This is a genomic window from Streptomyces glomeratus (assembly GCF_021462825.1).
GTDB lineage: Bacteria > Actinomycetota > Actinomycetes > Streptomycetales > Streptomycetaceae > Streptomyces > Streptomyces glomeratus.
Genome location: NZ_JAKEEB010000024.1, coordinates 24,149 through 50,582, shown reverse-complemented (window position 1 = coordinate 50,582; position 26,434 = coordinate 24,149). Strand labels below are relative to the sequence as shown.

General features: G+C 72.0%; 27 protein-coding genes and 1 pseudogene. 15 read left to right on the top strand and 13 right to left on the bottom strand.

Features of this window, described 5'->3' with window-relative positions; genetic code table 11:
- The first annotated feature begins 104 nt into the window (after positions 1 to 104).
- The gene (locus LZ604_RS24545; protein ID WP_234517618.1) at positions 105 to 1,706 is read left to right on the top strand and encodes a serine/threonine protein kinase; all 1,602 of its coding nucleotides are present in this window, start codon (positions 105 to 107) and stop codon (positions 1,704 to 1,706) included.
- 63 nt (positions 1,707 to 1,769) lie between these two features.
- Here LZ604_RS24545 and tgmB read toward each other — a convergent pair whose 3' ends face one another.
- Both tgmB and tgmA read right to left on the bottom strand, forming a co-directional pair.
- Positions 1,770 to 2,726, bottom strand: a complete 957-nt coding sequence (tgmB, locus tag LZ604_RS24540; RefSeq protein ID WP_234517617.1) for an ATP-grasp ribosomal peptide maturase — start codon at positions 2,724 to 2,726, stop codon at positions 1,770 to 1,772.
- A 13-nt stretch (positions 2,727 to 2,739) separates the two neighbouring features.
- Positions 2,740 to 2,931, bottom strand: coding sequence for a putative ATP-grasp-modified RiPP (tgmA, locus tag LZ604_RS24535; protein ID WP_234517616.1), 192 nt, complete (start codon positions 2,929 to 2,931; stop codon positions 2,740 to 2,742).
- A 248-nt stretch (positions 2,932 to 3,179) separates the two neighbouring features.
- Between tgmA and LZ604_RS24530 the strand changes: the two genes are divergently transcribed.
- A complete protein-coding gene (locus LZ604_RS24530) occupies positions 3,180 to 3,467 on the top strand; it encodes a hypothetical protein (protein WP_234517615.1) in 288 nt (95 codons plus the stop codon).
- 88 nt (positions 3,468 to 3,555) lie between these two features.
- Here LZ604_RS24530 and LZ604_RS24525 read toward each other — a convergent pair whose 3' ends face one another.
- The gene (locus LZ604_RS24525) at positions 3,556 to 4,539 is read right to left on the bottom strand and encodes an aldo/keto reductase (protein WP_234517614.1); all 984 of its coding nucleotides are present in this window, start codon (positions 4,537 to 4,539) and stop codon (positions 3,556 to 3,558) included.
- A 95-nt stretch (positions 4,540 to 4,634) separates the two neighbouring features.
- On the opposite strand from LZ604_RS24525, the gene LZ604_RS24520 reads away from it, so the two are divergent.
- A complete protein-coding gene (locus LZ604_RS24520) occupies positions 4,635 to 5,495 on the top strand; it encodes an ATP-grasp domain-containing protein (protein WP_234517613.1) in 861 nt (286 codons plus the stop codon).
- Positions 5,496 to 5,515: 20 nt separating this feature from the next.
- Here the strand turns inward: LZ604_RS24520 and LZ604_RS24515 are convergent, their stop codons facing one another.
- Both LZ604_RS24515 and LZ604_RS24510 read right to left on the bottom strand, forming a co-directional pair.
- Entirely contained in the window at positions 5,516 to 6,529 is a 1,014-nt protein-coding gene (locus LZ604_RS24515) for an alpha/beta hydrolase (protein ID WP_234517612.1), read from the bottom strand.
- Between the two features lie 97 nt (positions 6,530 to 6,626).
- Positions 6,627 to 7,016: a hypothetical protein gene (locus LZ604_RS24510; protein ID WP_234517611.1), complete on the bottom strand. Its 390-nt coding sequence runs from the start codon at positions 7,014 to 7,016 to the stop codon at positions 6,627 to 6,629.
- A 203-nt stretch (positions 7,017 to 7,219) separates the two neighbouring features.
- Between LZ604_RS24510 and LZ604_RS24505 the strand changes: the two genes are divergently transcribed.
- The 5 genes and pseudogenes from LZ604_RS24505 to LZ604_RS24485 all read left to right on the top strand — a co-directional run bounded on the left by LZ604_RS24505 (position 7,220) and on the right by LZ604_RS24485 (position 11,515).
- Entirely contained in the window at positions 7,220 to 8,140 is a 921-nt protein-coding gene (locus tag LZ604_RS24505) for a MurR/RpiR family transcriptional regulator (protein WP_234517610.1), read from the top strand.
- Between the two features lie 347 nt (positions 8,141 to 8,487).
- On the top strand, positions 8,488 to 8,871 hold the full coding sequence (locus LZ604_RS24500) for a hypothetical protein (protein WP_234517609.1): 384 nt from the start codon (positions 8,488 to 8,490) through the stop codon (positions 8,869 to 8,871).
- A 123-nt stretch (positions 8,872 to 8,994) separates the two neighbouring features.
- On the top strand, positions 8,995 to 9,300 hold the full coding sequence (locus tag LZ604_RS24495; RefSeq protein WP_234517608.1) for a YkvA family protein: 306 nt from the start codon (positions 8,995 to 8,997) through the stop codon (positions 9,298 to 9,300).
- Between the two features lie 116 nt (positions 9,301 to 9,416).
- Positions 9,417 to 10,117, top strand: a pseudogene (locus tag LZ604_RS36575) (CAP domain-containing protein); the annotation flags it as partial.
- Positions 10,118 to 10,270: 153 nt separating this feature from the next.
- Positions 10,271 to 11,515 (top strand): serine hydrolase domain-containing protein, encoded by a 1,245-nt coding sequence (locus LZ604_RS24485; protein ID WP_234517607.1) that lies wholly within the window; start codon positions 10,271 to 10,273, stop codon positions 11,513 to 11,515.
- A gap of 120 nt (positions 11,516 to 11,635) precedes the next feature.
- On the opposite strand, the gene LZ604_RS24480 is transcribed toward LZ604_RS24485, so the two are convergent.
- Both LZ604_RS24480 and LZ604_RS24475 read right to left on the bottom strand, forming a co-directional pair.
- Positions 11,636 to 13,993 carry a glycoside hydrolase family 65 protein gene (locus tag LZ604_RS24480; RefSeq protein ID WP_234517606.1) on the bottom strand — a complete coding sequence of 786 codons (2,358 nt, stop codon included), beginning with the start codon at positions 13,991 to 13,993 and terminating at the stop codon, positions 11,636 to 11,638.
- Positions 13,990 to 14,730, bottom strand: coding sequence for an HAD family hydrolase (locus LZ604_RS24475; RefSeq protein WP_234517605.1), 741 nt, complete (start codon positions 14,728 to 14,730; stop codon positions 13,990 to 13,992). Before LZ604_RS24475 ends, LZ604_RS24480 begins: the two co-directional genes overlap by 4 nt.
- A 247-nt stretch (positions 14,731 to 14,977) precedes the next feature.
- Between LZ604_RS24475 and LZ604_RS24470 the strand changes: the two genes are divergently transcribed.
- Positions 14,978 to 15,658 (top strand): nucleoside/nucleotide kinase family protein, encoded by a 681-nt coding sequence (locus LZ604_RS24470; RefSeq protein ID WP_234517604.1) that lies wholly within the window; start codon positions 14,978 to 14,980, stop codon positions 15,656 to 15,658.
- Positions 15,659 to 15,898: 240 nt separating this feature from the next.
- Here the strand turns inward: LZ604_RS24470 and LZ604_RS24465 are convergent, their stop codons facing one another.
- A complete protein-coding gene (locus tag LZ604_RS24465; protein WP_234517603.1) occupies positions 15,899 to 16,609 on the bottom strand; it encodes a peptidoglycan-binding domain-containing protein in 711 nt (236 codons plus the stop codon).
- A gap of 206 nt (positions 16,610 to 16,815) precedes the next feature.
- Between LZ604_RS24465 and LZ604_RS24460 the strand changes: the two genes are divergently transcribed.
- From LZ604_RS24460 to LZ604_RS24450, 3 genes are all read left to right on the top strand, one after another.
- Positions 16,816 to 17,997, top strand: coding sequence for a permease (locus LZ604_RS24460; protein WP_234517602.1), 1,182 nt, complete (start codon positions 16,816 to 16,818; stop codon positions 17,995 to 17,997).
- A 20-nt stretch (positions 17,998 to 18,017) separates the two neighbouring features.
- Entirely contained in the window at positions 18,018 to 18,485 is a 468-nt protein-coding gene (locus LZ604_RS24455) for a DUF4231 domain-containing protein (protein ID WP_234517601.1), read from the top strand.
- A 132-nt stretch (positions 18,486 to 18,617) separates the two neighbouring features.
- Positions 18,618 to 18,965 carry a VOC family protein gene (locus tag LZ604_RS24450; RefSeq protein ID WP_234517600.1) on the top strand — a complete coding sequence of 116 codons (348 nt, stop codon included), beginning with the start codon at positions 18,618 to 18,620 and terminating at the stop codon, positions 18,963 to 18,965.
- Here the strand turns inward: LZ604_RS24450 and LZ604_RS24445 are convergent.
- Together LZ604_RS24445 and LZ604_RS24440 are read right to left on the bottom strand one after the other, a co-directional pair.
- Positions 18,943 to 19,353, bottom strand: a complete 411-nt coding sequence (locus tag LZ604_RS24445) for a PPOX class F420-dependent oxidoreductase (protein ID WP_234517599.1) — start codon at positions 19,351 to 19,353, stop codon at positions 18,943 to 18,945. The genes LZ604_RS24450 and LZ604_RS24445 overlap by 23 nt on opposite strands.
- Before the next feature lie 81 nt (positions 19,354 to 19,434).
- Positions 19,435 to 20,076 carry an HAD family acid phosphatase gene (locus tag LZ604_RS24440; RefSeq protein ID WP_234517598.1) on the bottom strand — a complete coding sequence of 214 codons (642 nt, stop codon included), beginning with the start codon at positions 20,074 to 20,076 and terminating at the stop codon, positions 19,435 to 19,437.
- 250 nt (positions 20,077 to 20,326) lie between these two features.
- Between LZ604_RS24440 and LZ604_RS24435 the strand changes: the two genes are divergently transcribed.
- The 3 genes from LZ604_RS24435 to LZ604_RS24425 all read left to right on the top strand — a co-directional run bounded on the left by LZ604_RS24435 (position 20,327) and on the right by LZ604_RS24425 (position 23,885).
- Positions 20,327 to 21,286, top strand: a complete 960-nt coding sequence (locus LZ604_RS24435; protein WP_234517597.1) for a helix-turn-helix domain-containing protein — start codon at positions 20,327 to 20,329, stop codon at positions 21,284 to 21,286.
- 88 nt (positions 21,287 to 21,374) lie between these two features.
- Entirely contained in the window at positions 21,375 to 22,388 is a 1,014-nt protein-coding gene (locus LZ604_RS24430) for a DUF3800 domain-containing protein (RefSeq protein WP_234517596.1), read from the top strand.
- A gap of 96 nt (positions 22,389 to 22,484) precedes the next feature.
- The gene (locus LZ604_RS24425; protein WP_234517595.1) at positions 22,485 to 23,885 is read left to right on the top strand and encodes a S1 family peptidase; all 1,401 of its coding nucleotides are present in this window, start codon (positions 22,485 to 22,487) and stop codon (positions 23,883 to 23,885) included.
- A gap of 25 nt (positions 23,886 to 23,910) precedes the next feature.
- Here the strand turns inward: LZ604_RS24425 and LZ604_RS24420 are convergent, their stop codons facing one another.
- From LZ604_RS24420 to LZ604_RS24410, 3 genes are all read right to left on the bottom strand, one after another.
- Positions 23,911 to 24,099, bottom strand: a complete 189-nt coding sequence (locus LZ604_RS24420) for a hypothetical protein (protein WP_234517594.1) — start codon at positions 24,097 to 24,099, stop codon at positions 23,911 to 23,913.
- A gap of 74 nt (positions 24,100 to 24,173) precedes the next feature.
- Entirely contained in the window at positions 24,174 to 24,869 is a 696-nt protein-coding gene (locus tag LZ604_RS24415) for a L,D-transpeptidase (RefSeq protein WP_234517593.1), read from the bottom strand.
- A gap of 186 nt (positions 24,870 to 25,055) precedes the next feature.
- Complete coding sequence (locus tag LZ604_RS24410; protein ID WP_234517592.1) at positions 25,056 to 26,432, bottom strand: sensor histidine kinase; 1,377 nt, start codon at positions 26,430 to 26,432, stop codon at positions 25,056 to 25,058.
- Between the last annotated feature and the right edge of the window lie 2 nt (positions 26,433 to 26,434).

Here is a 26,434-nt window from a genome sequence, read left to right as displayed (position 1 = left end):
GGACGAAATCCTGTGCGGAGAAATCGCCTTCCTTTGAACACCCACCGTCACGTCCGCCGTACATCCGGGAAACGGGAGAGTCCGGTGCGCAGCGAGGGATGACGATGGACCAGGGGCAGGTCTCCACCAGGGAGTTGATCGCCGGACGGTACCGGACGCTCGAGGTCGTCCACCAGGAGGAGGGACGTACCGTCGCTCTGGCCGAGGACCTGGAGTTCGGGCGGCCGGTCACGCTCGTCGGGTCGCGGCTCGCTCTGTTGCGTCCCGAGGCCGGCGCGCGCCGCACGGTGACCCGGATCCTGCGCGAGTCGGAGGCCATGCAACTGCTGTGCCCGGCCGGGGTCGCCACCGTCCTCGACGCGGTCGAGGACAACGGTGTCCTGTGGACCGTGACGGAACGGATAGAGGGCACACCGCTGGGCGAGCTGCTGGCCCGCGGCCCCCTCAACTACGTCCGGGCGGCCCGGATCGGCCTCGGCATTCTGGACGTGCTGGAGGCCGCCCACCGCAGGGGCGTGACCCACGGCGACCTCAGCCCCGGTCAGGTGTTCGTGCGGGAGGACGGCAGCGTCGTGGTGACCGGGTTCGGACTGATCGGCGCGTCCGTGACCCAGCGGATCAGCGCACCGTCGTACGCCGCCCCGGAACAGGCCCGCGGGTCCACCGCCGGTCCGGAGGCCGACCAGTGGGCGCTGGGCGCGCTTCTGTACGCGATGACGGAGGGCCGTCCGCCGTTCAAGGACCGGGGGCCCGCCGAGGCGACGCTGCGGGCGGTCGACCGGTTGCCGCTGCGCTCACCGGTGAACGCCGGCCCGCTCGCCCCGGCCGTGACGGGGCTGCTGCGCCGGGACGCCCTGGAGCGGGTTCCGGAGCCGGTGGTGCGTGCCTCCCTGATGCGCATCCTGAACGACGACGTGGAAACCCCCGCTCCCCAGACGCTGACACCACGCTTCGGCAGTGCGTGGCTGGTGGCGCACCGGGCGGGACGGGTCTGGAGCAGTCCGGCCGTGCGCCGGTCGGTACTGGCGGGGGCGGTTCTGGTGGTCGCCGCCTCGTCGGTCGCCGTCCTCGTCACGGCGGGCCGGCCCGGCGGCACGCCTTCGGCCGGTGCGCAGCCGTCCCGTTCCGGCGCGCCCTCCGCGTCGGCGGCCCCGACCGGCGACAGCGCCGACCGCGGAACCAGCCCTCCGGCGACGGGCGGGACGGCGACCCCCTCCCCGTCGGGCGCTTCCGGCGATGCGAATGGCGGCTTCAACCGCCTGGTCGCCCCCGAGGGCTTCTCCGTCGACCTGCCGCGGGGGTGGAAGCGCCTGCGCACGTACCAGGCGGCCCAGGACACCTACAGAGTGACCTTCGGTGCGAGCGGGGATCCGCGCACGCTGACGGTCACCGAAGGCGTACGTCTCGGCCAGGACCCGGTCGCGGTCTGGCGGGACCTGGAGCCGTCCCTCCGGAGCGCCTACGGCGACTACGCCCGCGTGGGCACCATCCGAGCCGTGACATACCAGGGTTACCAGGGCGCCGACATGGTGTGGCTGTCCACGGTGGACGGCGTCCGGGTGCGCACCTTCGGCCGCGGCTTCCTCACCGGAGGCGGCCGCGGCTTCTCCCTGCGCTGGACGACTCCGGCCGCCGACGCGGACAGCGCCGCCGACCGGCAGGCCCTGGACGTGATCCTGCGATCCTTCCGCCCGACGGAGCGGTGACGGCGCGCCCGGTCCGTCGTCCCGGGGCTTGGTGTGCCCACTCCTGCGCCCCGGCGGCGCGGATCACCGGCGGCTCTCCGGAAGGCGGCGGTCCGGCGTCCGCCGAGCCAGCCACAGGGCGACCGCCTCGGCGATCGGCTGCCCCGTCTCCAGTTCGATGAAGCCGAACTGCCCGCCCTGGTTGCACTCCAGGAACCACCACAGCCCCTCCTCGTCCTCGGCGAAGTCGAAGGCCGCGTAGGCGAGTCCGGACAGCGTGAGGTACTCGTGCACCGACTTCACGACGCGCTCCGGCACCGCCGTGGCCTCCCAGTGGTACCCGGTGTCGCCGTACCGGCCGTCGATCTGTCCCGGCGCGGCCCTCTTGCGCGCGCCGAACAGCCGGGTGCCGACACAGGTCAGCCGGATGTCGGCGCGCTTGGGGACATAGCGCTGGAGCAGGGCGGGACCCGCCGCCACGGCCGAGAAGTCGGTGTCGGGTCCGATGAGCGTGGTGGGCAGCGCGAGCCCGGGATCGTCCGGCGGCGGCCCAGAGGCCGACTTCACGACCACGTCCCGGTACTCCTCGGCGAACTGCTGGGCGACGCGCGGGGCGGTGGTGATGACGGTGGGCGGCACGGCGAAGCCGCTGAGATGGGCGATCCGCAACTGCCACGGCTTGTAGCGGGCCTGGTCGGCGTTGCGGGGGTGGTTCATCCAACGGGTCGAGGCCGAGTAGAGCATGCCGTACAGGGCCTGCCGGGTCTCGGCGGTCAGCCACGCGGAGGCCTCCGCGGCGTGCGCCGCGGGCTCACCCGGCCTGCGCACCCACACCGAGCGCAGACCGGCCATGCTCAGGACGTGCCCGTTGACCGAGAGATGGCCGTCGAAGTCGCCGTGGGCGTAGTCGGCGGACAGCACCGCCTTGCCGGGGAGATCGGCGGGATCCAGGCGCATCACGGGAACGCCCCGCTCCTGTAGCTGGGCCACCACCATGTCGGCGGTCACGTCCTGCTCGGACGTGAGGATGAGGACCGTCATCCGGGTAGGGCCGTCAGTCGTCGAAGTGCGTCTGGGAGCCGGCGGTGGACGTCGTCGTACCGGCCGCGTGGAGCAGCGCCCGGTCACTCACGGCGAGACGGCCGTCGGGCAGCACGTTCAACTGCCGGGACGCGTCGTAGTGGTAAGGCGTCACCACAGCCGGAACCCGTTGGGGGACGGCGTAGTTGAGGGTGAACGGTCGCACGGAAAACCTCCACGGTACAAAGTTGCCTCTTCACAACTTTTAACGTCCCTCGCCCGTAAGGAATTCATCACTTTCCGCCACATCAGGGTGAAGGTCATCACATTGTCGGGACCGGGACGTTGACTCCAGGGGCAGTCCCCGGCACGCCGGATGCGCGCTGTCAGTGCACTCGGCAACAATGCGGGTAAAGATCATCGCGACCGGGGCGGGAGGACCGCCCGCCCGTGCCCCCGAAAGGCTGACCCACCATGACGCGCCCTCGGCTCAGTGTCCGTGCTGCCGAAGTGCTGCGCCTGATCATGGACCAGCGCCTGCCGGTCTTCCTCACCGTGCATGCCGACGGGCGCCGCCGGTACGGCTGTTGGCAGTCCGGCGGCCGTCATACGGCACTGCCCACCGACGAGTGCGACGCGCTGCTCGTGGCCGGGCGGATCGTGCTCGGCGATCCCGTGGTGGACCGGGCCAAGACCACCTACCGGGTACGGGCCGCGGCGCGGGGCACGATCCGCGCCGGCCGCTCCGCCTTGACCGCCTGACGACCGCCCGGCGAGGACGGCCCGGCGGCTGCTCCGGCCTCGAGGGCCCGGCCGCTCGCCGGCTGACGACCGGTCCGCCGGGCGGCCCCTACCAGCGGTGCTCCACCTGAGCCTTGATCCGCCGGTCGTACAGGTCCCCGATCGCGTCGAGTGTCTCCCGGGACAGCGGGGGCAGCTTGGCGACCGCCGCGTTGGCGCGGGCCTGATCCACCGAACGGGCGCCGGGGATCACCGTGGTCACGCCGGGCTGCTGAATGATCCAGGCGAGCGCCGTCTGGGCCGGGGTGAAGCCCTCGGGGGCGAGCGCGGCGAACTCCGCCGCCGCCTCCACGCCCGTGTCGTAGTCCACGCCGGAGAAGGTCTCGCCCTGGTCGAAGGCCTCCCCGTGGCGGTTGAAGGAGCGGTGGTCGTTCGCGGCGAAGACCGTGTCCTTGGTGTACTTCCCCGACAGCAGGCCGGAGGCGAGCGGCACCCGGGCGATGATGCCGACACCCGCCTCCAGCGCGGCCGGGAGCACCTCGCCCAGCGGCTTCATCCGGAACGGGTTGAGGATGATCTGCACGCTCGCCACATTCGGGCGGGCGATCGCGGTGAGCGCCTCGGCGCACGTCTCGACGCTCACGCCGTACGCGGCGACCCGGCCCTCCTCGACCAGCGTGTCGAGGGCGTCGTACACCTCGTCGGAGGAGTAGACGGGTGTCGGCGGGCAGTGAAGCTGCACCAGGTCGATACAGTCGACGCCCAGGTTGCGCCGGGAACGGTCGTTCCAGACACGGAAGTTGTCCAGGACGTAGTTCTGCGGGATCTGCTCGACGCGGCGCCCCATCTTGGTCGCCACCAGCACGTGCAGGTCGGGCCTGCCCAGCAGGCAGGCGGCGATGGCCTGCTCGCTGCGCCCGTCGCCGTACACGTCGGCGGTGTCGAAGAACGTCACGCCCGACTCGGCGGCCGCCTCCAGCACGTCGTGGGCGTCCTTGTCGTCGACGTCGCCCCAGTCCGCTCCCAGTTGCCAGGTGCCGAGGCCGATGACCGACGCATGCTGCCCCGACCTGCGGAATTCTCGCTCTTCCATGCGGCCAGTGTGTCATCCGGGCCCGCCGGAGCACGGCACGCCCGTCCTGCGCGCCGCGCACACTAGATTGTGGGGCGACGACCGAGGAGACGCCCATGCCCGCACGCCCCCGCCTGCTGTACGTGACCGACCTGGCCTACCCGGCGCGGGGGCGGCGCTACTGCGACGAGGACATCGAGCTGTCGTCCCGGTTGCGCGCGGACTTCGACATCGCCCTGTGCCATCCGCTGGACGCGGCCGCGCTCATGGACGGCTTCGACGCCGTCGTCGTGCGCAACAGCGGACCGGTGCTCCACTACCAGGAGGCCTACGACGCCTTCCGCGCCCGGGCCGCCGCGCACGGCACCCGGGTGTACAACCCGCTGACCGGGCGGGCCGACATGGCCGGCAAGCGGTATCTGCTCGAGCTGACCGCGGCCGGATTCCCGGTGATCCCCACCGTGGACCGCCCCGAGGACCTCGGCCGGCTGCCAGAGGCGGCCCGGTACGCCGTCAAGCCGAAGGCGGGGGCTGACTCCATAGGCCTGGACTTCGTGCCCCGCCCCCGGCTGGCGGAGGTCACCTGGGGCGACCTCCTGGTCCAGCCGCGCATCGACTTCCGCTACGAGGTCTCGTTCTACTACGTCGACGACGCCTTCCAGTACGCGCTGCACGCCCCGGACCCCGAGCGGCGCTGGGTCCTCGAACCCTACGAGCCCACGGACGCCGATCTGGCCTTCGCCCGGCGCTTCATCGACTGGAACACCCTCGACCACGGCATCCAGCGCGTGGACGCCTGCCGCACCCGGGACGGGGACCTGCTGCTGGTCGAGCTGGAGGACCTCAACCCCTATCTGTCCCTCGACCTGGTACCCGGCCGGACCCGCGACGCCTTCGTCGCCGCGCTGAAGGCCTCCCTCCACCGGTACCTGGAGAGCGCGGGAGCGGTGCGTCCCGGCGCGGCTTCCCTGCGCTGAGCACGGCTCGCCCTCCCGGCTCAGCAGCCCAGCAGCCGCCGGAGCCAGCGGATCCGGGCCGCCCGGGCCTCCCGGGAGAGCGCGGCCTGCGGCGCGAGCCCGTCGAACCCGTGGAACCCTCCCGGCCAGACATGGAGTTCGGCGCGGCCGCCCGCCTGCCAGATCCGGGTGGCGTAGGCGACGTCCTCGTCCCGGAAGGTCTCCGCGGAGCCGACGTCGATGAAGGCGGGCGGGAGCCCGGACAGTTCGGTGGCCCGCGCCGGTGCGGCATACGGCGGCACGTCCGGACCGCCGCGCGCGTCGCCGAGCAGCGCGCCCCAGCCGGTCTCGTTCGCGGTACGGTCCCACATGCCGCGTCCGGCCATCTGCCGGGCGGAGACCGAGTCGTTGCGGTCGTCCAGCATCGGGCACAGCAGCATCTGCCCGAACAGGGCCGGGCCGCCGCGGTCCCTGGCGAGCAGGGCGAGTGCCGCGGTCAGGCCCCCGCCGGCGCTGCTGCCGGCGATGACGATCCGCTGCGGGTCGATACCGAGTTCCTCCGCGTTCCCGGCGATCCACCTCAGGCCCGCGTAGCAGTCCTCGACCGGGGCCGGGTGCGGGTGCTCGGGGGCCAGCCGGTAGTCCACCGAGACCACCGCCAGCCCCAGTTCCCCGGCCCAGTCGAGTGCTTCGTCCACGCCCGCCCGGTTGTTGCCGAGGATCATCCCGCCGCCGTGGATGCAGTAGACGGCCGGCAGCGGGCGGCTCGCGCCCGTCGGCCGGCAGACGAGCAGGGACACGTCCGGGGCTCCGGCCGGCCCCGGTACCGCGCGCTCCTCGACCTCGAAGGTGCCGTCACGGCTCAGGTCCTCGTCCGAGGGCGGTTCCACGAGGGCGCCCGCCCGCATCTCCGGGATCGCCTCGGGCAGGAACCCCGGCGACAGCCGCCCGGCGATCGGTTCCAGAGCGGCCGCCAGCTCCGGGTCGAAGGGCGGCGGCGGGGGGACCGTCCCGTCGTCCTCGGTTGCCGGGGAGGTCGTGGGCTCGGTGCTCATGGCTGCTCCTCGGTCACAAGAACGAGAGGGCGCGCAGGGCCGCGCCCTCTCCGTGTCGTCGGTGCGACGGTTCCGCAAACGCCGGTCAGGCGGTGACTCAGGCCGGCCTGCGGCTCTCCAGCTGGAGCTCGACCTCCACCTCCTGGTCGCCGGCCACCGTGCCCAGCTGCTGCACGACGAACGTTTCGTCCAGGGCGCGGCGCAGGCGTTCCACCGCCCGGGGTTCGCCCTGGACCTCGGCCTTCACCGGGCCGGACAGGGACGGTGGCGACGGCGTCGCCGGGGACTCGGCGGGAGACGCCGAGGTGTCGAACCGGCCGGTCCACATCGTGGGCCGGGACCCGGAGGTCTCGTGCGGTATGTCCTCGGCGCAGCGGTCGGATCCGAAATGCCGGCACAGTTCGGCGAACAGGCTCCCGGCGTCCCTCGCCGAGCAGTCGCTGACCACCACCTCGACCTCGGGTGTGTGCGCTTGGGGCGAGTTCACTGCCGCTCCTCTCCTTGGTGGGCCGACGCGTCCTTCGTGGCCGGACGCGGGTACCCCCTCCCCCGGCTCCCCATGCACGACGGTACGGCCGAAGCGACGCGTGCGCCTGTCGGGAGCCGGCCCTGATTGTGCGCCGTAAGGGCCCTGGTCAGCGCCGTCGGTGAGCTATGTTGAAGGCCTACGGACATGAAGGAGGCGGTCCGGTGTCATCGCCGCAGCAGACACGCGCACAGGCGTCTGCGATCACTGCGGGCAAGACGGCCCCGGAAGTGGGAGCCAGCCCGACGTCCCAGCTCAGAGAGTTGTTCGACGGTCCGCGACTGTCCCCTGGACATCGCCGGATCGCCCAGTACCTGATCGAGCACATCACCGAGGCCGCGTTCCTGTCCATCACGGACCTGGCCGAGCGGGTGGGCGTCAGCCAGCCCTCGGTGACGCGTTTCGCCGCGGCCGTCGGTTTCAGCGGCTATCCGGCACTGCGGGAGAAGCTGCAGGCCATCGCGCTGAGCAGCCTGGGCAGTCCGGGCACCCTGGCGGAGCAGCGCAGCAACGAGCTGCAGGCCGCCGTGGACGCGGAGATCGAGAACCTGGAGAACCTGCGCCGGGACTTCGCGGACCCGGACCAGGTCATCCGCGTGGGGCGGGCACTGTCGGAGTCGACGCCGCTGACCGTGATGGGCCTGCGCATCTCCGGTTCCCTCGCCGAGTACTTCGCGTACGGGGCGCGCCGGGTCCACCCCGATGTACGGCTGGTGACCCGGGGCGGCACCGTCGCCTATGACGCGCTGCTCCAGTCACGGGAGGCCGGCGGTACCTGGGTGCTGGCGTTCGGGATGCCCCGGCACGCCCAGGAGAGCCTGACCGCGGTACGGGTGGCGCGCAGTGCGGGGCTCAAGGTCGCCCTGATCACCGATCTGGTCCTGGGACCGCTGGCCGACGAGGCCGATGTCGTATTCGCCACCGGCACCGGCTCGCGCCTGGTCTTCGACTCGTACGCCGCCCCCGGCCTGATGGCCGCCGCCCTTCTACAGGCCATGACCGACGCCGATCCGGAGCGGACGCAGGCCCGCCTCGAGGAGTACGAGCAGATCGCCGACCAGCATCAGTTCTTCCTCAAGGACTGAGGCGACGGCGCCGCCGGTCCCGGTACGTTGCAAGTCGGTCGTACGGAAACCGTCCCTCCACCCGTACAAGATGGGACTTTTCGCATCAAACCGCGAATGAATTTTTCCATGTCCTTGCGTACCTGCCGGTATATATAAATACTGCTCGCGGATCGTGCCCCGGGCTTCCCCTCCCGGGCACGCCGTACGGACAACCAGTGCCGTCCGCTCCTACCCACGGGCGCCGGATGTCCGGCCGGGACCCGCTTGCGCGGGCGTCCATGGTGGCGGCTCCGGCCCTCCCCTAGACCGGAGCCGCCCCCAAGTTGCCGCACACCCTGAGCCGACGTGACCCGGAAGCGAAGACCATGGCCTTGACGACGTACTCGCCGATCAGCTCGGACTGGCCGTGCCAGGTCAAAACACCCGGCAGCTACGACTGGGAGCGATCGGCCGTCAAATGGCTGCGCGAACTGGTCCCTGCCCGCTATGCCAGCTACCCGGCCCTGATCCGCCACCCGGTCCTGCTCGCCCGGCATGCGCAGATCCAGGTGCAGCAGGAGGTGCGGGTAGCCCGGACCGCGCTGCAGACGGCCCGGTCCGAGCTGCCGCGGCTGGGCCTGCCCGAGTCGGTCATCGAGCACACCATCAGGCTGTACGCCGCCGAGGTGATGCAGCTCCAGCACATCGCGCGCAGTGTGCGCGCGGTCACCCAGGCCCTGGTCGGGAACAGCGCCTCGCGCACCCACTGACCGCGGCGCACACGCCCCGCCCGCCGCGGCCGTCCGGGTCAGGCGGCCCGCCACGGGCACTGTGCGCCGCGAAGCCGGGCATCCGTAGGAGAGGACGACTCCTACGGATGCCAGGAGCTGTGCATGGACTCCACGAGCTGGACCGTGATCGCCGTCGTCGCGGTTCTCGCGGCGGCGCTGCTCGGCGTGGCGCTCGCGCTGCTGCTGCGGCTGGTCCGCGCGCGCCGCGACCTGCGCCGTGCCGGGCTTCCGACGGGACCACGCTGGGTGTTCTGGGGCGCGGTCCTGTATCTGGTGCTGCCGACCGACCTGCTCCCCGATCCCGTCTATCTCGACGACATCGCCGTCCTGCTGCTGGCCCTGAGGTCGGTGCGGGCCGCCGTGCCGGTGCGGGAACCCCAGCGCGGTGACAGCGCGTTGTCCGACTGACGGGCGGCGGTCCACTCGACCGCCCGCGGCGGCGGCAGCGGCAGCGGCACGGGCGCACGGGCGGGATGAGCGAGCTGGTTCCCGGGCAATCCGCCTCTGCCGGACGGCACCCTGTCCGGGACTTCGGGGTGGAGGTGACCCGGGAAGCACCCTCGACGCCTCCACCGGAGCCGGAGCCGGAGCCTGCCCACGCCCCCGCCTCCGACGGTTTCCTCGCCTTCCTCAACGCCGTCCGTACCGAGGCCGGTTGCCCGGCCGTGACGCTCGGCCCACGCCTCTCCGCGGCGGCGCGGGCCCACTCCTCCGGTATGGCCGCCCGGGACGCGCCGGCTTCGGCGGGCGCGGACGGCACCTCCGTGCACCAGCGGATCACCGCATGCGGGTACGCGTTGAACCGGCGTTCACCGAGGCCGGATGGGCCTGCGTCGCGGACCGGCGCTCGGGCGACCCGTACCGGACGGCGCTGTGGGCCCGGCCCTTCACCCCGGCCGGGCCGGCGCGGACGGTGACGGAGGTGCTCGCCCTGACCAACGCCGAGCGGGCCGGGGCCGGTCTGCCCGCGCTCGCCGCCGACCCTCCGCTCGCGGCGGCGGCCCAGGCGCACAGCGCCGGCATGGTGGCGCGCGCCCTCCACCCCCACACCTCGCCCGACGGTCGTGAGCCCTGGGACCGTGTGGCGGCCGCGGGCTCCCGCCGCCGGGGGCGGGAGAGAACATCGCCTGCGGACAGCTGGGGCCCGCCTTCTCCCACCTGGGGGTCGGTTTCGCGGGCGGCGGCCGGGCCCGGCTCCTACTGGACACACTTGTTCGGCGGCTGACGCCCCGAGTTCCTCACACTCCCCGGCGACTTTTCCCGCGTGGGTGCAACCCGCCCGCCGGTACGGCGCGTAGAGATGGTGCCGGCGCCTTTTCCGGGCGCGGTCCGTGCCGCAAACCGGCACCGGGAGAAGAAAACTGGGAGAGAAGAGCTGATGGTCTCAGCAACGGTGGGCAAGGGCACGGCGCTCGGCGCGGTCCTGCTGTCCCTCCTGGCGGTCCCCGCGCAGGCCGCCACCACGACGGCCACCCCCGGCCACACCACCAGGGCGGCCACGGCCGGGAAACTGCCGGCGCCCGACATGGCCCGGCTGGACAGCGTGTTGCGCACGGCGCTGGCACAGGGCGCCCCGGGCGCGATGGCGCGCGTCGACGACAACGGCACGGTGCGCACGGCGGCCGAGGGTGTCGCCGACCGGTCCACGGGCCGAGGCATCAGCACCGTCGACCGCTTCCGGATCGGCAGCGTCACCAAGAGCTTCTCCACGGTCGTCCTGCTGCAACTCGTCGACCAGGGCAAGCTGAACCTCGACGCCTCGGTGAACTCGTACCTGCCGGGGCTGCTGCCCGACGACCGGATCACGGTGCGTCATGTGCTCAGCCACCGGAGCGGCCTGTACGACTACACCAACGACATGTTCGCGCAGACCGTGCCGGGCTTCGAGGCGGTGCGCAACAAGGTGTTCTCCTACCGGGAACTGGTGAAGCTGTCGCTGGCGAAGCCGCTCACCAATGCGCCGGGGGCGGCGTACTCGTACTCGAACACCAACTTCGTCGTCGCCGGCATGCTCATCGAGAAGCTGACGGGGCACTCCGTGCGGACGGAGTACCTCGCGCGGATCATCAAGCCGCTGGGGCTGCTGGACACGTTCTACGTCCACCCGGACACCGCGATCCCAGGGCGGCACACGAACGGCTACCTCACGCCCGACCAGGCCGGTGCGGCTCTCGTGGACTCCACCGAGCAGACCGTGTCCTGGGCGCAGAGCGCGGGGGCGATGATCTCCAGCACCCGCGATCTGAACACCTTCTTCTCGGCGCTGATGCGGGGCAAGCTGCTCTCCCCGGCGCGGTTGGCGCAGATGAAGCAGTGGCAGCCGGTCAACAGCACCCAGGGCTACGGTCTCGGGCTGCGCCGCAGAGACCTGTCGTGCGGCATCTCGGTGGTGGGTCACACCGGCACCGTCCAGGGGTACTACACCTACGCGTTCACCTCGCAGGACGGCAGGCGCAGCGTCACGGCGCTCGCGAACACCTCGAACAACGCATCGGTCCTCGGCACGATGGCCCGCACGCTGGAAGCCGCCTTCTGCGGCGCGCAGTCGACCACGCCCGGCACCCGTGGGCCGGCTCCGGCCGAGCGGCACGAGGACATCGCCCCGTCCGTCACCCGCGACTGAAGCACTCCGGCGCGGCCGGGGTCCGTCCCCGGCCGCGTCCTTGGGACGGCGCCCGGCCGGGCGGGGGCCCCGGACGTGCACCGGCGACAGCTGTCATCCCCGGTGACCCCGGTGCCGCCGTCATCCGTCCTTTCCGGGTCGGTGGTTCGGCCGCCGGTGCAAGGGCTGGTCCGGGGCCGGGCGGGGCTTGACGGGCGGGATGTCGCGGGTGTGCGCCTTCTCCGCGTCGAGGGTCAGCGGTTCACCGTGGTGATGGATCGTCAGCGGCCCGCCTCCCAGCAGGGTGTACGTGGCCGCCGTACGGCCGATCTCCACCCGCAGTCGGCAGCCCCGCAGTTCGAGGGTGAAGGCCAGCCGGCCGAACTGCTCCGGCAGGCGTGGCGCGAACGCGATCCGCTCCCCGTGGTGGCGCATGCCGCCGAAGCCCGCCACCAGCGCCATCCAGGTTCCGGCCAGGGACGCGATGTGCAGGCCGTCGCGGGTGTTGTGCTCCAGGTCCTGCAGATCCATCAGCGCGGCCTCGTGCAGATAGTCGTAGGCGAGGCGCAGATGGCCCGTCTCCGCCGCGATGACCGCCTGGCAGCACGCGGACAGGGACGAGTCCCGCACGGTGAGCGGCTCGTAGTAGGCGAAGTTGCGCGCCTTGTGCTCCGCATCGAAGTGGGGGCTGCACGTGTACATCGCAAGGACCAGGTCCGCCTGCTTGACCACCTGCTTGCGGTACAGGTCGAAGTACGGGAAGTGCAGCAGCAGCGGATACTGGTCGGGGCGCGTCGAGGCGAAGTCCCAGCGCTGGTAGCGGGTGAACCCGGCGTGCTGCTCGTGGACGCCCAGTTCGTCGTTGTACGGGAGGTGCATCGCCTCCGCGGCGTCCCGCCAGGCCGCGCTCTCCTCCTCGTCGACGCCCAGCTCGGCGGCCCGGCGCGGATGACGCTCGACGGCGTCGACCGCTGCCAGCAGGTTCGCACGGGCCATCAGGTTGGTGTAGGTGTTGTCGTCGGCGACCGCGCTGTACTCGTCCGGGCCGGTCACCCCGTCGATGTGGAACGTGCCGTGGTGATCGTGGTGACCGAGCGACCTCCACAACCGGGCCGTCTCCACCAGCAGTTCCACGCCGGTGTCGCGTTCGAAGTGCTCGTCGCCGGTGGCGGAGGTGTACCGGACCACCGCATCGGCGATGTCGGCGTTCACATGGAACGCGGCGGTGCCCGCCGGCCAGTACGCCGAGCCCTCCGACCCGTCGATGGTCCGCCAGGGGAACGCGGCGCCGCGCAGGCCGAGTTGCACGGCCCGCTCCCTGGCCGCGGGCAGGGTGTTCTGCCGCCACCGCAGCGCTTCGGCGACCGCGCCGGGCGAGGTGTAGGTGAGCAGGGGCAGAACGAACATCTCGGTGTCCCAGAAGGCGTGACCGTCGTACCCGGAGCCGGTCAGCCCCTTGGCGGGGATCGCCCGCTGTTCGGCGCGGGCACCGGCCTGGAGCACGTGGAAGAGCGCGAAGCGGACGGCCTGCTGGATCTGCTCGTCGCCGTCGATCTCGACGTCGGAACGCGCCCAGAAATCATCCAGGTGGCCGCGCTGTTCGGCGAGGAGTCCGGACCAGCCCACGCTGGTGGCGGCGGCCAGCGCCGCGTCCACCTGGTCGCTGATCGCGGGCAGCGAGCGGGTGCCCGACCAGCCGTACGAGACGAACTTCTCCACGCGCAGCCGTTCCCCCGGCTCCAGCGCGGAGGCGATGGTGAGACGGGCGAGGTGCTCGGTCGCCTCGCTCTCGGTGGTGGTCGGGTCGGGTCCGCTGACGAGGTGGTCGGCGGCGGCGCCGACCCTGAGGCCGCTCCTGCGGGTTCGGTGCACCAGTCGCAGCCGGCCGTCCTTCGCGAACTGCTCCTCCGCCTCCAGCGGCGACTCCAGGACCACGGCGGCCCGCGGATCGCCGTTGCGGCCCGGCAGTTGCTCGTTGGCGACCAGCTCCGACTGCACCACGACCCGGGCCGGTCCGTCGACGGCCTCCACCTCGTAGGCGACCGCGGCGATCGCGCGCTGGGTGAAGGAGACGAGCCGTGTGGAGCGCACCCGGACCGTGATGCCGGCGGGCGATGTCCACTCGCAGGTCCGGGTGAGCGTGCCGGCCCGGAGGTCGAGGACGCGTTCGTGGGAGCGCAGCCGGCCGTAGCGCAGGTCGAAGGGCTCGTCGTCCACGAGCAGACGGATGATCTTTCCGTTGGTGATGTTGATAACGGTCTGCCCCGATTCCGGGTAGCCGTACCCCGCCTCCGCGTAGGGCAGCGGGTGCAGTTCGTGGACGCCGTTGAGGTAGGAGCCCGGCAGTCCGTGCGGCTCCCCCTCGTCGAGGTTGCCGCGCCAGCCGATGTGCCCGTTGGACAGTGCGAACACCGATTCGCTCTGTGGCAGGACGTCCGGATGGAGCCCGCGCTCGCGCAGCACCCAGGGTTCGACGGTGTACGACGTCTGCGTGATCACGAGCGCTCTCCCAGTTCCGCGAGATCCCGTACGACGACATCGGCGCCGTGGGCCCGTAGCGCGTCCGCCTGGCCGACGCGGTCCACTCCGACGACGAACCCGAAGTGCCCCGAACGCCCGGCGTCCATGCCCGCCAGCGCGTCCTCGAAGACGGCCGCGGCCTTCGCCTCGACGCCGAGGTCCCGGGCGGCGGCGAGGAAGGTGTCGGGGTGCGGCTTGCCCGGCAGATGCCGCTCGGCGGCCACGATCCCGTCGATACGCACGTCGAAGAGGTCCTCGGCGCCGATCGAGCGCAGCACATCGCGGCAGTTGGCGCTGGAGGAGACGACGGCCGTGCGCAGCCCGGCGGCGCGCGCGGCCTCGATGTAGCGGATGGTGCCGTCGTACGCCTCGACCCCACGGGTGCGGATCAGTTCCAGCAGCAGTTCGTTCTTGCGGTTGCCCAGGCCGTGGACGGTATCGCGGCCGGCCGGGTCGTCGGGGGCGCCCTCGGGCAGTCGGATGCCACGGGAGGCGAGGAAGGTGCGGACGCCGTCGGCGCGGGGGCGCCCGTCGACGTACTCGTCGTAGTCGGCGACCTCGTCGAACGGGCGGAAGGACTCCCCGTCCCGTCGGCGCAGAAAATCGTCGAACGTCTGTTTCCACGCGGCCGCGTGGACGACGGCGGTCTTGGTGATGACCCCGTCGAGGTCGAAGAGGCAGGCCTGGATGCCGTCCGGAAGACCGAGCTCTGTCATAGGAGCCACCTTCCCCCATGAGCGCTGCCCAAGGGGTGGCGAAAGCCACATTCCGCCGGGCACACACCCGCGGTCGGCGCACCGGAGCGGCCCGCTCCGGCCACGAGCAGGCCGCTTCCCCGGCGCCGGGGGCTTGCCGGTCTCCCCCTCTCGCGCCGCCGTGCGCACCGGTGGTCCAATGGCGTGACCCGGCCCGCCGCACGAGCGGGCTCCCCACCACCCGGCAGCGAGCGCGGACACCAGACCCATGACTTTCGACGACCTCCTGAAGCGGGCCGCCTCCCTGGGACGTCCCGGTCGCCGTGCGATCCTCGGCATCACGGGAAGCCCCGGGGCGGGCAAGACCACGCTCGCCGAGCGTCTGGTCCGCGAACTGAACGGCGACGGGCCGCCGTGGGTGGCGCACGTCCCGATGGACGGCTTCCACCTGGCGGACGTCGAGCTGGAACGCCTGGGCCGCCGCGAGCGCAAGGGCGCCCCGGACACGTTCGACCCGGCCGGCTACGCCGCGCTGCTGCGGCGGCTGCGCGAGGAGGCGGACGGCGAGACCGTGTATGCGCCGGGCTTCGAAAGGGTGTTGGAACAGCCGGTCGCGGGAGCGATCCCGGTGCCGCCGTCGGCGCGCCTCGTGGTGACGGAGGGCAACTACCTGCTGCTGGAGTCGGGCGCCTGGGCGCGGGTCCGGCCGCTGCTGGACGATGTCTGGTTCTGCGAGATCGCCGAGCGGGAACGCGTGCGGCGGCTGGTGGCGCGCCACGAGGAGTTCGGCAAGGACCACGCGAGCGCGGTGGCGTGGGTGGGGGGCACGGACCAGCGCAACGCGGACCTGGTGGCGGCGACCCGGGACCGCGCGGACCTGGTGGTGCCGGATGACGCGCTGCCGGCACCGTACGCGCCGCGGGCCGGGATGCCCGCGGCCCGGCCGTGAGTCGCCGTCATGGCCTGGGCGTCACCTTGTCGTCGGCTCGCATGCCTCCCGGGCGACCCCGGCGGGGACGGCGCCCTGTGGCCTCCGAGGCGTCCGGCGGATCGTGCGGCGGCCCACGCCGGTGACGGGCGTGTCGTGCGAGGGGGGCACGACACGCCCGTACCTCCGGAGCGGACACGGGAGCGTACGGCTCAGGGTGAGCGGCCGCCGTACGTCTGCCCGTGCCCGCCGCCGCACCCGCTACAGCGTGGTGCGGGACTCGAGGCTGCGGCGGGTGTCGTTGCCGTAGACGCCGGTCTCGTCGCCGCTGACGCCGTACCAGAGCTGGAAGCGGGCGACCGCCGCGGCGAGCGTGGCGTCGTAGCGGCCGTCGGTGGATCCGTTCTTGTAGATGTCGGGGATGCGCAGCAGGCGTTCCTGCAACTGGGCCACCTCGGGCCCTTTGTCGCCCTCGCGCAGGGTCCCGGGCCCGTCGGGGTCGGTGTTCTGCTGCCGGGCGGAGGCGCCGGCGGCCGGGGCGGCGGGGGCACCGGTGGCGGGCGGCCGGGCCGGCGGGGGCACCGGACCGCCCAGGGCGCTGTCGTCTCCCGGGCCCGGCAGGAGGAGCGCGGCGCCGAAGCCGATGAGGGCGGCCGCGGTCACCCCGACGGTGAGGGCCGCGCGGCGCAGGGTGAGTCCGTCGTCGACGGGCCGTTGCCGGTCCCGTGTTGCCCGGGGTGTGTGGCGGGGGGACGCCGGCACCGGGGGCAGTTCCTCCGTGGCGTCCGCGGCGGGCGTCGGCTCCACATGGACGACGATGGGTTCGTAGGCGGGCTCCGGTGGGCGCGTGTCCTCCTCGCGAAGCTGTCTGACGAGTTCGGCCAGCGCCTCGGTGCGGCGGCGGCGCGTCACATACGTGGGTTCCAGCACCGGGCGCCGCACCGGCTGGACCTGCTCGGGCGGTGTCGACACACTGCTCTCCTTCCGTCACCGCGGCGTTGGCCCATCCCCGGTGAGTGATACGTGGACGCATGCCGACCGGTTCAACGCTGCACCACACTCCCCACAGGCGACGGACACGGCCCGGACCCGGCCCGGGGCGGGCGCGCCCCCTCGCCACTCATACCCCCTAGGGGTATAGTTCGCCCGTTCCGTCACCTCCAGGGAGAGGCCGCCGCATGTGGCATGCGATCGGGCACGCGCTGTCCATCACCGGGGCGATGTCCTGGGAGATCACCTGGGCACTGATCCTCGGTTTCACTCTGTCCGCGGTGGTGCAGGCGGTGGTGCGCCGTTCGACGGTCGTACGACTGCTCGGTGACGACCGGCCTCGTACGCTCGCCCTCGCCTCGGGGCTGGGCGCGGCCTCGTCCTCGTGCTCGTACGCGGCGGTCGCCCTGGCGCGGTCCCTGTTCCGCAAGGGCGCCGACTTCACGGCGGCGATGGCCTTCGAGATCGCCTCCACCAATCTCGTGGTCGAACTGGGCGTCATTCTCGCCCTGTTGATGGGCTGGCAGTTCACGCTCGCGGAGTTCGTCGGCGGACCCGTGATGATCGTCGTCCTCGCGCTGCTCTTCCGCATCCTGCTGCGCGAACGGCTGTTGCGCCGGGCCCGTGAGCAGGCCGAGCGGGGTCTGGCGGGGTCGATGGAGGGACATGCGGCGATGGACATGTCGGTGGGCGGCGAGGAGGGCTTCCTGCGCCGGCTGCTCTCCCGCCAGGGTTTCACCTCCGTGTCGCACATCTTCGTCATGGAGTGGGCGGCGATCCTCCGGGACCTGGTCGCCGGTCTGCTCATCGCGGGCGCGATCGCCGCCTGGGTGCCGGAAGACTTCTGGCGCTCGTTCTTCCTGACCGGTCATCCGCTCACGGCCAGGCTGATCGGACCGCTCGTCGGGCCGCTCGTGGCGATCGTGAGCTTCGTGTGCTCGATCGGCAACGTGCCGCTCGCGGTGGTGCTGTGGAAGGGCGGCATCAGCTTCGGCGGGGTGATCGCCTTCATCTACGCGGACCTGCTGATCCTGCCCATCCTGAACATCTACCGGAAGTACTACGGGGCACGCATGGCCGCGTTCCTCCTGGCCACCTTCTACGCGGCGACGGTGGTCGCCGGGTACGCGGTGGAGTTCCTCTTCGGAGGGCTCGGGCTGATTCCCGACCAGGCCGGCGCCGGAATCCCCGAGGAAGGCGTCACCTGGAACTACACCACCTGGCTCAACATCGCGTTCCTGCTGCTGACCGCCGCCCTGCTCGTACGCTTTCTGCGCACCGGCGGCCTCGCGATGCTGCGCATGATGGGCGGCGCGCCCGACCACGACGGGCATACCGAGCACGCCGGGGCGCATGAAGGCCACCATTGAGCAGGGAGGGTGACGGGGCGATGAGACGACAGGCGTCCACCGAAGAGGACTGGACCTCGCAGGCGGATCCCGTTCTGGCGCTGGCGCAGAAGGACTTGGTGTTCTACGGGCGGCAGCGGGACCGGGCCAGGCGGGAGCACTACATCACGGAGATCGGCGCCCTGGTCGCCACGTCCTCCACGGTCGTGGCGGCGGGACTGCACGCGCCGGCGTGGCTGACGGCGCTCATCGCCGGCACCGCCGTCTTCTTCACGGGGATGCGCCAGTTGTTCAACCCCGCCCCGCGCTGGGTGCTCGCGTCCCAGTCGCGGGAGACCCTGCGCCGGTCCATCGACCGCTATCTGCTGCTCCCTCCGGCCGAACGTGACACCGCGGCACGGGCGGCACTGCACGCGGCGATCGAGGATGTCGGAGCGAACGAACTCCGCGAGTGGTCGGAGGCACAGCACCAGCGCGCGGCACCGCCCGTGCCGGGAGCGCAGGGCTGACGAGCCGTCGTCCCACGCGGTACGGTCCCAAGGTCACCGACGTGAACGTCACGATCGACGACGCGCACGTCTTCGGCTCCACGACGTGGAGCACGCCCGGCCCCTTCCACGCCCGAGTTCCAGGAGTCGTCGATGGCCGTTCGCCGTGTCGTGCCGAATCTGCGGCCGCGATCCCTGCCGGAGAGCCGGGAGTTCTACGGTCTGCTGGGCTTCGAGGAGGTGATGAACCACGGTTGGATCACCACGCTCGCCTCCCCGTCCAGCCCGATGGCACAGGTCAGCCTGACGACCGGCGACAGGACGGCACCGGTCACGCCCGACCTGAGCGTCGAGGTCGACGATGTGGACGCGGTCTACGCGGTCGTACGGGACAGCGGCGCGGAGATCGTGCATCCCCTGCAGGACGAGGAGTGGGGGGTGCGCCGCTTCTTCGTCCGGGATCCCGACGGCAGGGTGGTCAATGTGCTGAGCCATCGCTGACGCCCGACACCGGCGTCACCCGGATGCCGACCGTGCCCTCCTCACCCCGGCGCAGCCGGCTGCCGAGGAGGGTGAGGCGGCCCAGGATGCCGTACTTGCGGGCGATGAGCCGCCGGTACCGGGCGGTGGTGGCCCGGTCGCAGATCTCGGCGGTGGCGGGGACCTGGTCGCCGGTCGGATTGCCGCGCAGGTCGCAGGGGCCGACCAGGACGTCGGAGCGGGCCCGGATCCGCTTCACCTTCCAGGAGTCCGCGGCCGTCCAGACGCCGAGGCCGTCGCCGTCCGGCACCACCCATACCGGAGTGGCGACCGGGGTGCCGTTCTTGCGGTGGCTGGTGACCAACAGGTACTTGCCCGTGCCGAGCCGGTCCAGTGAGATCGCGTCCATGGGCGCAGTCTAGGCATGGACGCGCCGGGCGCCGGTACGGACGTACGCCCGTACCGGCGCCCGGGTGTGCGGGAGCGAGCGTCAGGACAACTGACCGTTGTAGTCGGGCAGCTTGAAGGTGCGCTCGGCGTGGCCGCCGACCAGGTCGGAGGTGTTGTTGCCGACGTTCGCGATGATCGTGTAGCCCTGGGCCTCGATCGCCGCGCGCTTGCTCGTCTTGTAGGCGCTGACCTCGTCGAAGAGGTCCGGCAGATCCCGCACGTACAGACCGTCGACCGGGTACCCCACGGCCTTGAGGTTCCACTGGGTCTCGGCCTCGATGATGCCGGGGCGCGCGGTGACGAAGAAGACGGAAACCCCACGGGACTTCGCGTACTTCGCCAGCTGCAGGGAGGGCTGGACCGCCGGGGTCGGCAGCTGGTACCAGTGGTGGAAGTCGGTCTCCAGCGTGGTGTTGTCGATGTCGAACACGATCGCGAGCTTCTGCCCGGCCGTGTTCGCGGTGCGCTGCGCGACATACGGCAGCGCCTGGTCGATGACCGCCTTCACATCCGCCTGCCAGGTGGCGTAGTCGACGCCCGAAGCCTGTGCGGCGGCCACGCTCGCGGTGGTCTCGGCCGGAGCCGCGGCCGCGGTCTGCGCTGCGGTGACCGTGCCGCCGATGCCCAGCGCCACGACCGCCGAGACCGCGCCGATCCGGCGCCCAACACCCCGTCTTGTCATGCCCGTCCCTTCCCTTGTCCACTCACATCGGTGCGGCGACGGCGTGCCTCGACCGTCGCCGCGTTGGACATGCTCACGTCCAAGCATGGACGTAAGGCGGCCGAAAAGTTACCTGTCGGTATACAGTTACTCGCGAGTAGCTCCGGATGGCACAGCGGAACGATCGCGTCCGGCTTTCGTCCGGCGCCGGGCCGGCATGGCGGAATCCCCCCGTTGCGTGGTGCGCCGCAGCCGCACCACCATGACGTTCATGGGGGACGTGGGGGACGTGTCGCCGTACGAAGCCGAAGACGCCGCCGGCTTCGTGGAGTCGTTGCGGCGGCTCAAGGAGCGTTCGGGGCTCACGTATCGCGAACTGGAGGACCGGGCGGCCCGTAACGGCGAGATGCTGGCGCGCAGCACGCTGGCCGACCTGCTCCGACGGGCTAGCCTGCCGCGCCCCGACCTGCTGGCCGCATTCGTCCGGGCGTGCGGGGACGGGGAGCGGGTCGGCGCCTGGCTGGACGCGAGGGACCGCATCGCCACGGACGTCACCGTCATGCCCGCGGCGGACCCGGGCCCGGGATCCGCCACGGCGCCGCCGGCTCCACCGCGAGCGGAAGGATCCGCGACCTCGCGCCCGCGCCGCACCGGGCGCCGTGCGAAGAGGCTCGCGGCCTTGCACGTGGTCCCGCTGCTCGCCCTGGCGGCCTGGGGGCTGCTTCCGGGCGGCTCCGGCGGTTCCGGCGCACCGGCTGCTTCGGCGACCGCCTCCCGGCCCGTGGTGGACGGCTGGGTCACCATCCGGCCCACCCGAACGCCCACCCTCTGCCTGACCGACGGTCGTGACCGCGACGGCGCCTACGCGAACGCCGTCGCCGTGCAACTCCCCTGCGCCCGGACAACGGTGCCGCGCACCTATCTGGAACCCGCCGGAGAAGGCCTGTACCGCATCCAGTGGCATCACCCCCGGGAGGGCAGAGGGTGTCTGACGGTGATGAGTGCGGGACCGGTGAAGGGCATGCTCGAGCCCCGCGACGACTGCGCCCGGGCAACCCTGTTCCGTCTCGAGCCGGCCGCCGCCGACAGCAGCGCGGGCTACCGGCTTCGCGTGGCCCGCGGTGGCCGCTGCATCGGCATCGTCCACGACGACACGACACAAGGGGCCGAGGCGGCCGAGGAACCGTGCACCGGCGGGGACGACCAGCGGTTTCTCGTCCGGACGGACTGATCGTCCCGGACTGCCCACGGGCGGGGCGGTTGGCCGGGCCCCGTGTGCGGGATGATCCTCCTGGCGGTACGAGGCAGGGGGCGAGACAGTGACCCGGGATCGTGACAGTGGTGTCCGCACCGAGGCGGCCATAGCGCCGCGGGAAGTGGCCTGCGACGAGTCCGGCTCGGACGGCGAGAACCTCACGAGCGGCAACACCGACGTCTTCGCGCACGCCAGCGTGCATCTCCCCCTCGCCGCGGCCGCAGGTCACGTCCAGGAGATCCGCGACCGGATCCGTTCCCCCGCGGAGGAGTACAAGGCGACCCATCTGCTCCGGGACAAGCACCGGTCGGTGCTCGAGTGGCTGCTCGGCGCCTCCGGGCCGCTGTACGGGCACGCCCATGTGCTGCTTGTGGAGAAGTCGTTCTTCGTGGTGGAACGGGTGGTGGACCTGCTGCTGGGCGACCCGGCGCCCGCGCTCCCGCTCTTCCGCGCGGGTGGTGACCGGTTCGGGGACGAACAGTGGCGGCGCTTTTTGGCAGCCTCCAACGACCTGGTGCGCGCGAGGAGCAACGGGGAGCCCGACGCGCCCGTCGAGGCGTTCTTCCGCACGGTCGACGCGATGCGCCGGGCACGCCCCCACGACGACCTGGGCGAGGTCCTGGCACTGCTGGGACGCTCCCGTGAGCGGGCGCTGGCCCACCGGGCCCGGATCACCCGCAGCCCCTCGGTCGTGCCCGTGCTCAACCCCCTGGTGCCGGCGATCGTGCGGACCGCGGCGTACTGGGGCGGGGGCGGGCACCCCGTCTCGCTCGTGCACGACGAGCAGAATGTGCTCACCGCCCCGCGCATCGCCTGGCTCACGGAGACGACCAGGATCGTCGGGTTCCGGCTGGTCGACTCGCGGCGCGACGCGCGCGTACAGCTCGCCGACTTCCTCGCCGGGACCGCACGGAAGATCGCCTCGGACGAGCTGAACGGACGGGGCGACCCGGTGCTCACGTCGCTGCTGCGGCCCTATGTGGGCGGAGACTCCCTGTGGGGCGACGAACGCAGTGGCGCGCTGCTGATGAAGACCCTCGACCGCGCCAACGCCGTGATCACCGGCTTCGGTTGGTGAACGCGGCGGGGCGGGCGCACGTATGGAGTGAGGGCGCTCGACGAGATGAGCGCCCAGCGGTGGTGACGCCGTGCCGTTCGGGGTTCGGAGCCAGGGATGAGGCATGCACGACGACGGATCGTCCGGCGTGGGGCGCGCGCAGCGGCCCTCGGCGGGGTGCTCCTGGGAGGTCTGATGGTCACCCAGGCCCTGGCGAGCGAACCGTCCGGCGCACAGGCCCCCGGCGGAACGTCCGCGCGGGCCGCCTCCCGGCCGGGTCCCGATCTCGTGTCACGACTCGGCTCCTCGCGCACGGCGGGCAGCTGGGTCGCCGACGACGGCACATCCGTCGTCGCCGTGACCGACAGCGCCGCGGCCGCCGAGGTGAAGGCGGCCGGGGCACGGCCCAAGATGGTGCGGCACAGCATGGACCAGCTCAAGTCGGCCACGCGCAGCCTGCGTTCCGCCCCGAAGGTTCCGGGCACCGCATGGGTCGTGGACTACCGCACCAACGAGGTGGTGGTCGAAGGGGACAGAACCGTCTCCGCGTCCGACTGGTCGCGGATGACGAAACTGGCCGCGGGTATCGGGGACTTCGTGCGGATGGAACGCACCCAGGGGAGGTTCACCACCCGGGTGAACGGCGCCCAGCCCGTCTTCTCGACCGGTGGCCGCTGTTCGGCGGGCTACAACGTGACGAACGGGCAGAGCGAGTTCATCCTCACCGCCGGTCACTGCGGGCCCGGCGGCACGCTCTGGTTCTCGGACAACACTGGGCGGACACAGCTGGGCCGGACGGTGTCGTCGGAGTTCCCCGGAAACGGCGACTTCTCGCTCATCCGGTACGAGAACGGCCAGCAGACGCCCGGTGACAACGTCGTGGCGATCGGCGGCGGGCGCGGGGTGCGCATCACGGCGGCCGGGGACCCGGTCGTCGGCGAGAAGGTCTTCCGCAGCGGCAGCACGAGCGGACTGCACGACGGCGAGGTCACCGCGCTGGGCGCGACGGTGAACTACCCGGAGGGCACGGTCACCGGCCTCATCCAGACCACGGTCTGTGCGGAACCGGGTGACAGCGGCGGTCCGTTGTTCTCCGAGGGCATCGCGCTCGGGGTGACGTCGGGCGGCAGCGGGGACTGCCAGTCGGGCGGTACGACGTTCTTCCAGCCGCTGACGAACGCGATGGCCGCGCTAGGAGTCCGGCTGACCGGGCAGCCGCGGGGGTCGGCCGGTGCGGCCTCGGGCACCTCCGCCGCCCCGTCCGCCTCGGCCTCCGCCGGCGCGGCGATCGCGCCCGGATCGTCTGCGCCGGGGGCCGCGGCACCCGGCGCGGTCCAGCAGATGGGAGGCGCGGACGCCACCGGCGGCTTCCTCTCCCGGCTGACCGACCCGCGGAACATCGGGCCCGGCCTGCTGGTCATCGCGGGCAGCCTGGTGGCCCTGGTGGCCACGCGCTACATCCGCACGGAACAGGAGCGCAACGCCTATCGCCGGGCCTACTCGGGCACCTGGGGCTGACGGTGCCGGGGGCCGGGCGGGGCGGTCACGCCGCTGTCGTGGAGGACGGGGAGGAAGCCACCGCCCATTCCATGACGAGCCGCTGGTACTCCCGCCGCTGCTCCAGGCTCAGCGTCCCGCCGCTCCGGAACCACAGTGCCCGGATCTCCTCGTTGACCTCGTCGGCGGAGCGTTCCGCTGCGGGTTCGGGAGTGGTGGACATGCCGTGAAGCATACGAGGCCAGACGTGAAGGCGCCGTGAGTAATCCGGCGCCTTCGGGCATTTCGGACCGTGAAGCTGCTCACTTCTCAGGTGCCCGGCTTGCGGCCGTACACGAACACGTCGTCACCGGTCTTCAGCAGCGACCAGTACTTCTTGGCGTCGGTCGTGGTCATGTTGACGCAGCCGTGCGATCCCGGCGGGTTCCACATGCTCAGACCCACCGAGTGGAAGGCCTGCCCGCCGTCGAAGAACTGACTGTAGGGCATGGGCACGTGATAGACGCTCGAGACGTGGTCGATGTGCCGCCAGTAGATCTTCTTCAGGCCGGTGCGGGTCTCGTAACCGTCGCGGCCGGTGCGGACCGGCACCGGGCCGTAGACGAGGCGGCCGCCGTCCTGGATCCAGCTGAGCTGGAGCGTGAGATTGACGCAGGCGATGCGGCCCTTGTTGACGGGGCACTTACCGTCCCTGTCGGGCTTGTTGCCGACGGCCTTCTGCTTGTTCATGAGGTCCATCACGCCCCATGTGACGGGACCCGCGAAGCCGATGGCGGGGGTGATGCCGTGCCTGTTCTGGAAGGCCTGGATCACCTTGCAGTCGGCGGCCGACTGCCTGCCGTCGACGGGCCGGCCGAGGAACTTCTCGACCTGCTTCTGGTACGGCCCTGTCTGCGTGGTGCAGCTCGCGGCCTGCGCGGGCGCGGTGCCGAGCGCCAGTGTGAGCGGCGCCACCAGCCCGGTGATGCCCAGCGCCACGGCTCCCCGTCTGCGTATCTCCCTCATGACCGGCCTCCCCTATCGCGTGTCGTGCGGCCTCTGTCAACTAGACCGGCGCACGGTCGTGTCGGTTGTGAGGATGGCCACTCTGTGACGAAACGGTGAACTTGCCCGGTCGGCCCGACGTGGTCGCTGCCGCACTCCGGCCCTTCATGCTAAACGGACGGCACCGGTGCAGAGCTGTCGGTCGGGTCACAGATCGGTGGCCGGCACGTGCACCACGATGCGGGCCCCGGGGGCGTTGTCCTCGATGTCGACGCGGCCGTTATGGGCGGCGACGATGTCGTGCACGATCGCCAGGCCGAGGCCGCTTCCCCCGGTGTCCCGGGCGCGGGCCCCGTCCAGGCGCGTGAAGCGGTCGAAGACACGGCGGCGGTCGGCGGCCGGGATACCCGGCCCGTCGTCCGCGACGACCAGACAGGCGGTGCCGTCACGGACGCGCAGGCTGACGTCGATCCGGTCGACGGCGTACCGGATGGAGTTGTCGAGCAGATTGCGCACGACACGGGCGAGGGCGTCCTCGTCGCCGTACACGCGGGCCGCACCGACGGCGTGCCGGTCGATGAGGAGGGGGGTGTGCAGCCGGGCGTGGCAGACCTCGTCGAAGACGATCTCGTCCAGGTCGACGGGGCGTTTGCGCAGCTTGGGCCGGGCGTCGAGGCGGGCCAGCCGCAGCAGGTCGTCGACGAGCCGGGACAGCCTCTCGCTTTCCTCGATCAGGGCGGGGCCGCGGGTCTCCCAGGCCGCCGAACCGGGGTGCCTCACCGCCACTTCCAGCTGGGTGTGCAGGCTGCTCAGGGGGCTGCGCAGCTCGTGCGCGGCGTCCGCGACGAACTGCCGCTGCTGCCGGGTGGCGACGTCGAGCCGGGCAAGCAGGTCGTTGAGGGTGCGGGCCAGCCTGCCGAGGGCGTCCTCGGCAGGGGGCACGTCCAGGCGGCGGCCGAGGTCACAGGTGGTGATCTCGGCGGTCTGGCCGCGCAGCGCGTCCACGGGGCGCAGCGCCCGGCCGGTCAGCAGCCAGACGACGGCGGTGAGCAGGGCGACGGCCGGCGGCACGGCGATGGCCAGGCCCGCGGTGAGCGCCGCCAGGTTGCGGTCCACGGGGGCGGTCGGGACGGCGACGTACACGGTCCGCGGCTGCCCGTCGGTCCGGGCGGGCATGGCCACCGCACGCCAGGTTTCGGCCCCGTCCAGGGGCACGTCGTGCACGGTGTGGACCTGCGGGGCGGCGGAGGTGGAAGGGGCGAAGGTGAACAACCGGCGCTCGTCCGCCACATTCGCCGAGCTGGACCGGACCGCGCCCGCGCCGTCGACGACCTGGACCGCGGTGTCGCCTTCGCCGGACAGCGGCAGGATGCGGGGCAGGTCGCCGTCCTCCTGGTTCGCGGCGATGACCTGGGCCTGCTGGAACGCGGTCTGGTCGAGTCCGCTGACGAGGCTGGCGCGCAGCCAGACGACCAGCAGTGACGCCGCGCCGACGAGAGCGGCCGCGATCATCAGGGCCGCCGCGGCGGTCAGCTTCAGACGCAGCGAGCGGCGGGCCCACCACTCGGGGACGGGGACGCGCACGC

Coding starts and splice junctions, on each gene's coding strand:
- LZ604_RS24420 (WP_234517594.1), bottom strand. CDS start 24,099: ATGCTTCACGGCATGTCCACCACTCCCGAACCCGCAGCGGAACGCTCC.
- LZ604_RS24520 (WP_234517613.1), top strand. CDS start 4,635: ATGCCCGCACGCCCCCGCCTGCTGTACGTGACCGACCTGGCCTACCCG.
- tgmB (WP_234517617.1), bottom strand. CDS start 2,726: ATGACGGTCCTCATCCTCACGTCCGAGCAGGACGTGACCGCCGACATG.
- LZ604_RS24460 (WP_234517602.1), top strand. CDS start 16,816: ATGTGGCATGCGATCGGGCACGCGCTGTCCATCACCGGGGCGATGTCC.
- LZ604_RS24500 (WP_234517609.1), top strand. CDS start 8,488: ATGGCCTTGACGACGTACTCGCCGATCAGCTCGGACTGGCCGTGCCAG.
- LZ604_RS24525 (WP_234517614.1), bottom strand. CDS start 4,539: ATGGAAGAGCGAGAATTCCGCAGGTCGGGGCAGCATGCGTCGGTCATC.
- LZ604_RS24495 (WP_234517608.1), top strand. CDS start 8,995: ATGGACTCCACGAGCTGGACCGTGATCGCCGTCGTCGCGGTTCTCGCG.
- LZ604_RS24485 (WP_234517607.1), top strand. CDS start 10,271: ATGGTCTCAGCAACGGTGGGCAAGGGCACGGCGCTCGGCGCGGTCCTG.
- LZ604_RS24445 (WP_234517599.1), bottom strand. CDS start 19,353: ATGGACGCGATCTCACTGGACCGGCTCGGCACGGGCAAGTACCTGTTG.
- LZ604_RS24545 (WP_234517618.1), top strand. CDS start 105: ATGGACCAGGGGCAGGTCTCCACCAGGGAGTTGATCGCCGGACGGTAC.
- LZ604_RS24515 (WP_234517612.1), bottom strand. CDS start 6,529: ATGAGCACCGAGCCCACGACCTCCCCGGCAACCGAGGACGACGGGACG.
- LZ604_RS24415 (WP_234517593.1), bottom strand. CDS start 24,869: ATGAGGGAGATACGCAGACGGGGAGCCGTGGCGCTGGGCATCACCGGG.
- LZ604_RS24470 (WP_234517604.1), top strand. CDS start 14,978: ATGACTTTCGACGACCTCCTGAAGCGGGCCGCCTCCCTGGGACGTCCC.
- LZ604_RS24425 (WP_234517595.1), top strand. CDS start 22,485: ATGAGGCATGCACGACGACGGATCGTCCGGCGTGGGGCGCGCGCAGCG.
- LZ604_RS24455 (WP_234517601.1), top strand. CDS start 18,018: ATGAGACGACAGGCGTCCACCGAAGAGGACTGGACCTCGCAGGCGGAT.
- LZ604_RS24435 (WP_234517597.1), top strand. CDS start 20,327: ATGGGGGACGTGGGGGACGTGTCGCCGTACGAAGCCGAAGACGCCGCC.
- LZ604_RS24440 (WP_234517598.1), bottom strand. CDS start 20,076: ATGACAAGACGGGGTGTTGGGCGCCGGATCGGCGCGGTCTCGGCGGTC.
- LZ604_RS24450 (WP_234517600.1), top strand. CDS start 18,618: ATGGCCGTTCGCCGTGTCGTGCCGAATCTGCGGCCGCGATCCCTGCCG.
- LZ604_RS24475 (WP_234517605.1), bottom strand. CDS start 14,730: ATGACAGAGCTCGGTCTTCCGGACGGCATCCAGGCCTGCCTCTTCGAC.
- LZ604_RS24530 (WP_234517615.1), top strand. CDS start 3,180: ATGACGCGCCCTCGGCTCAGTGTCCGTGCTGCCGAAGTGCTGCGCCTG.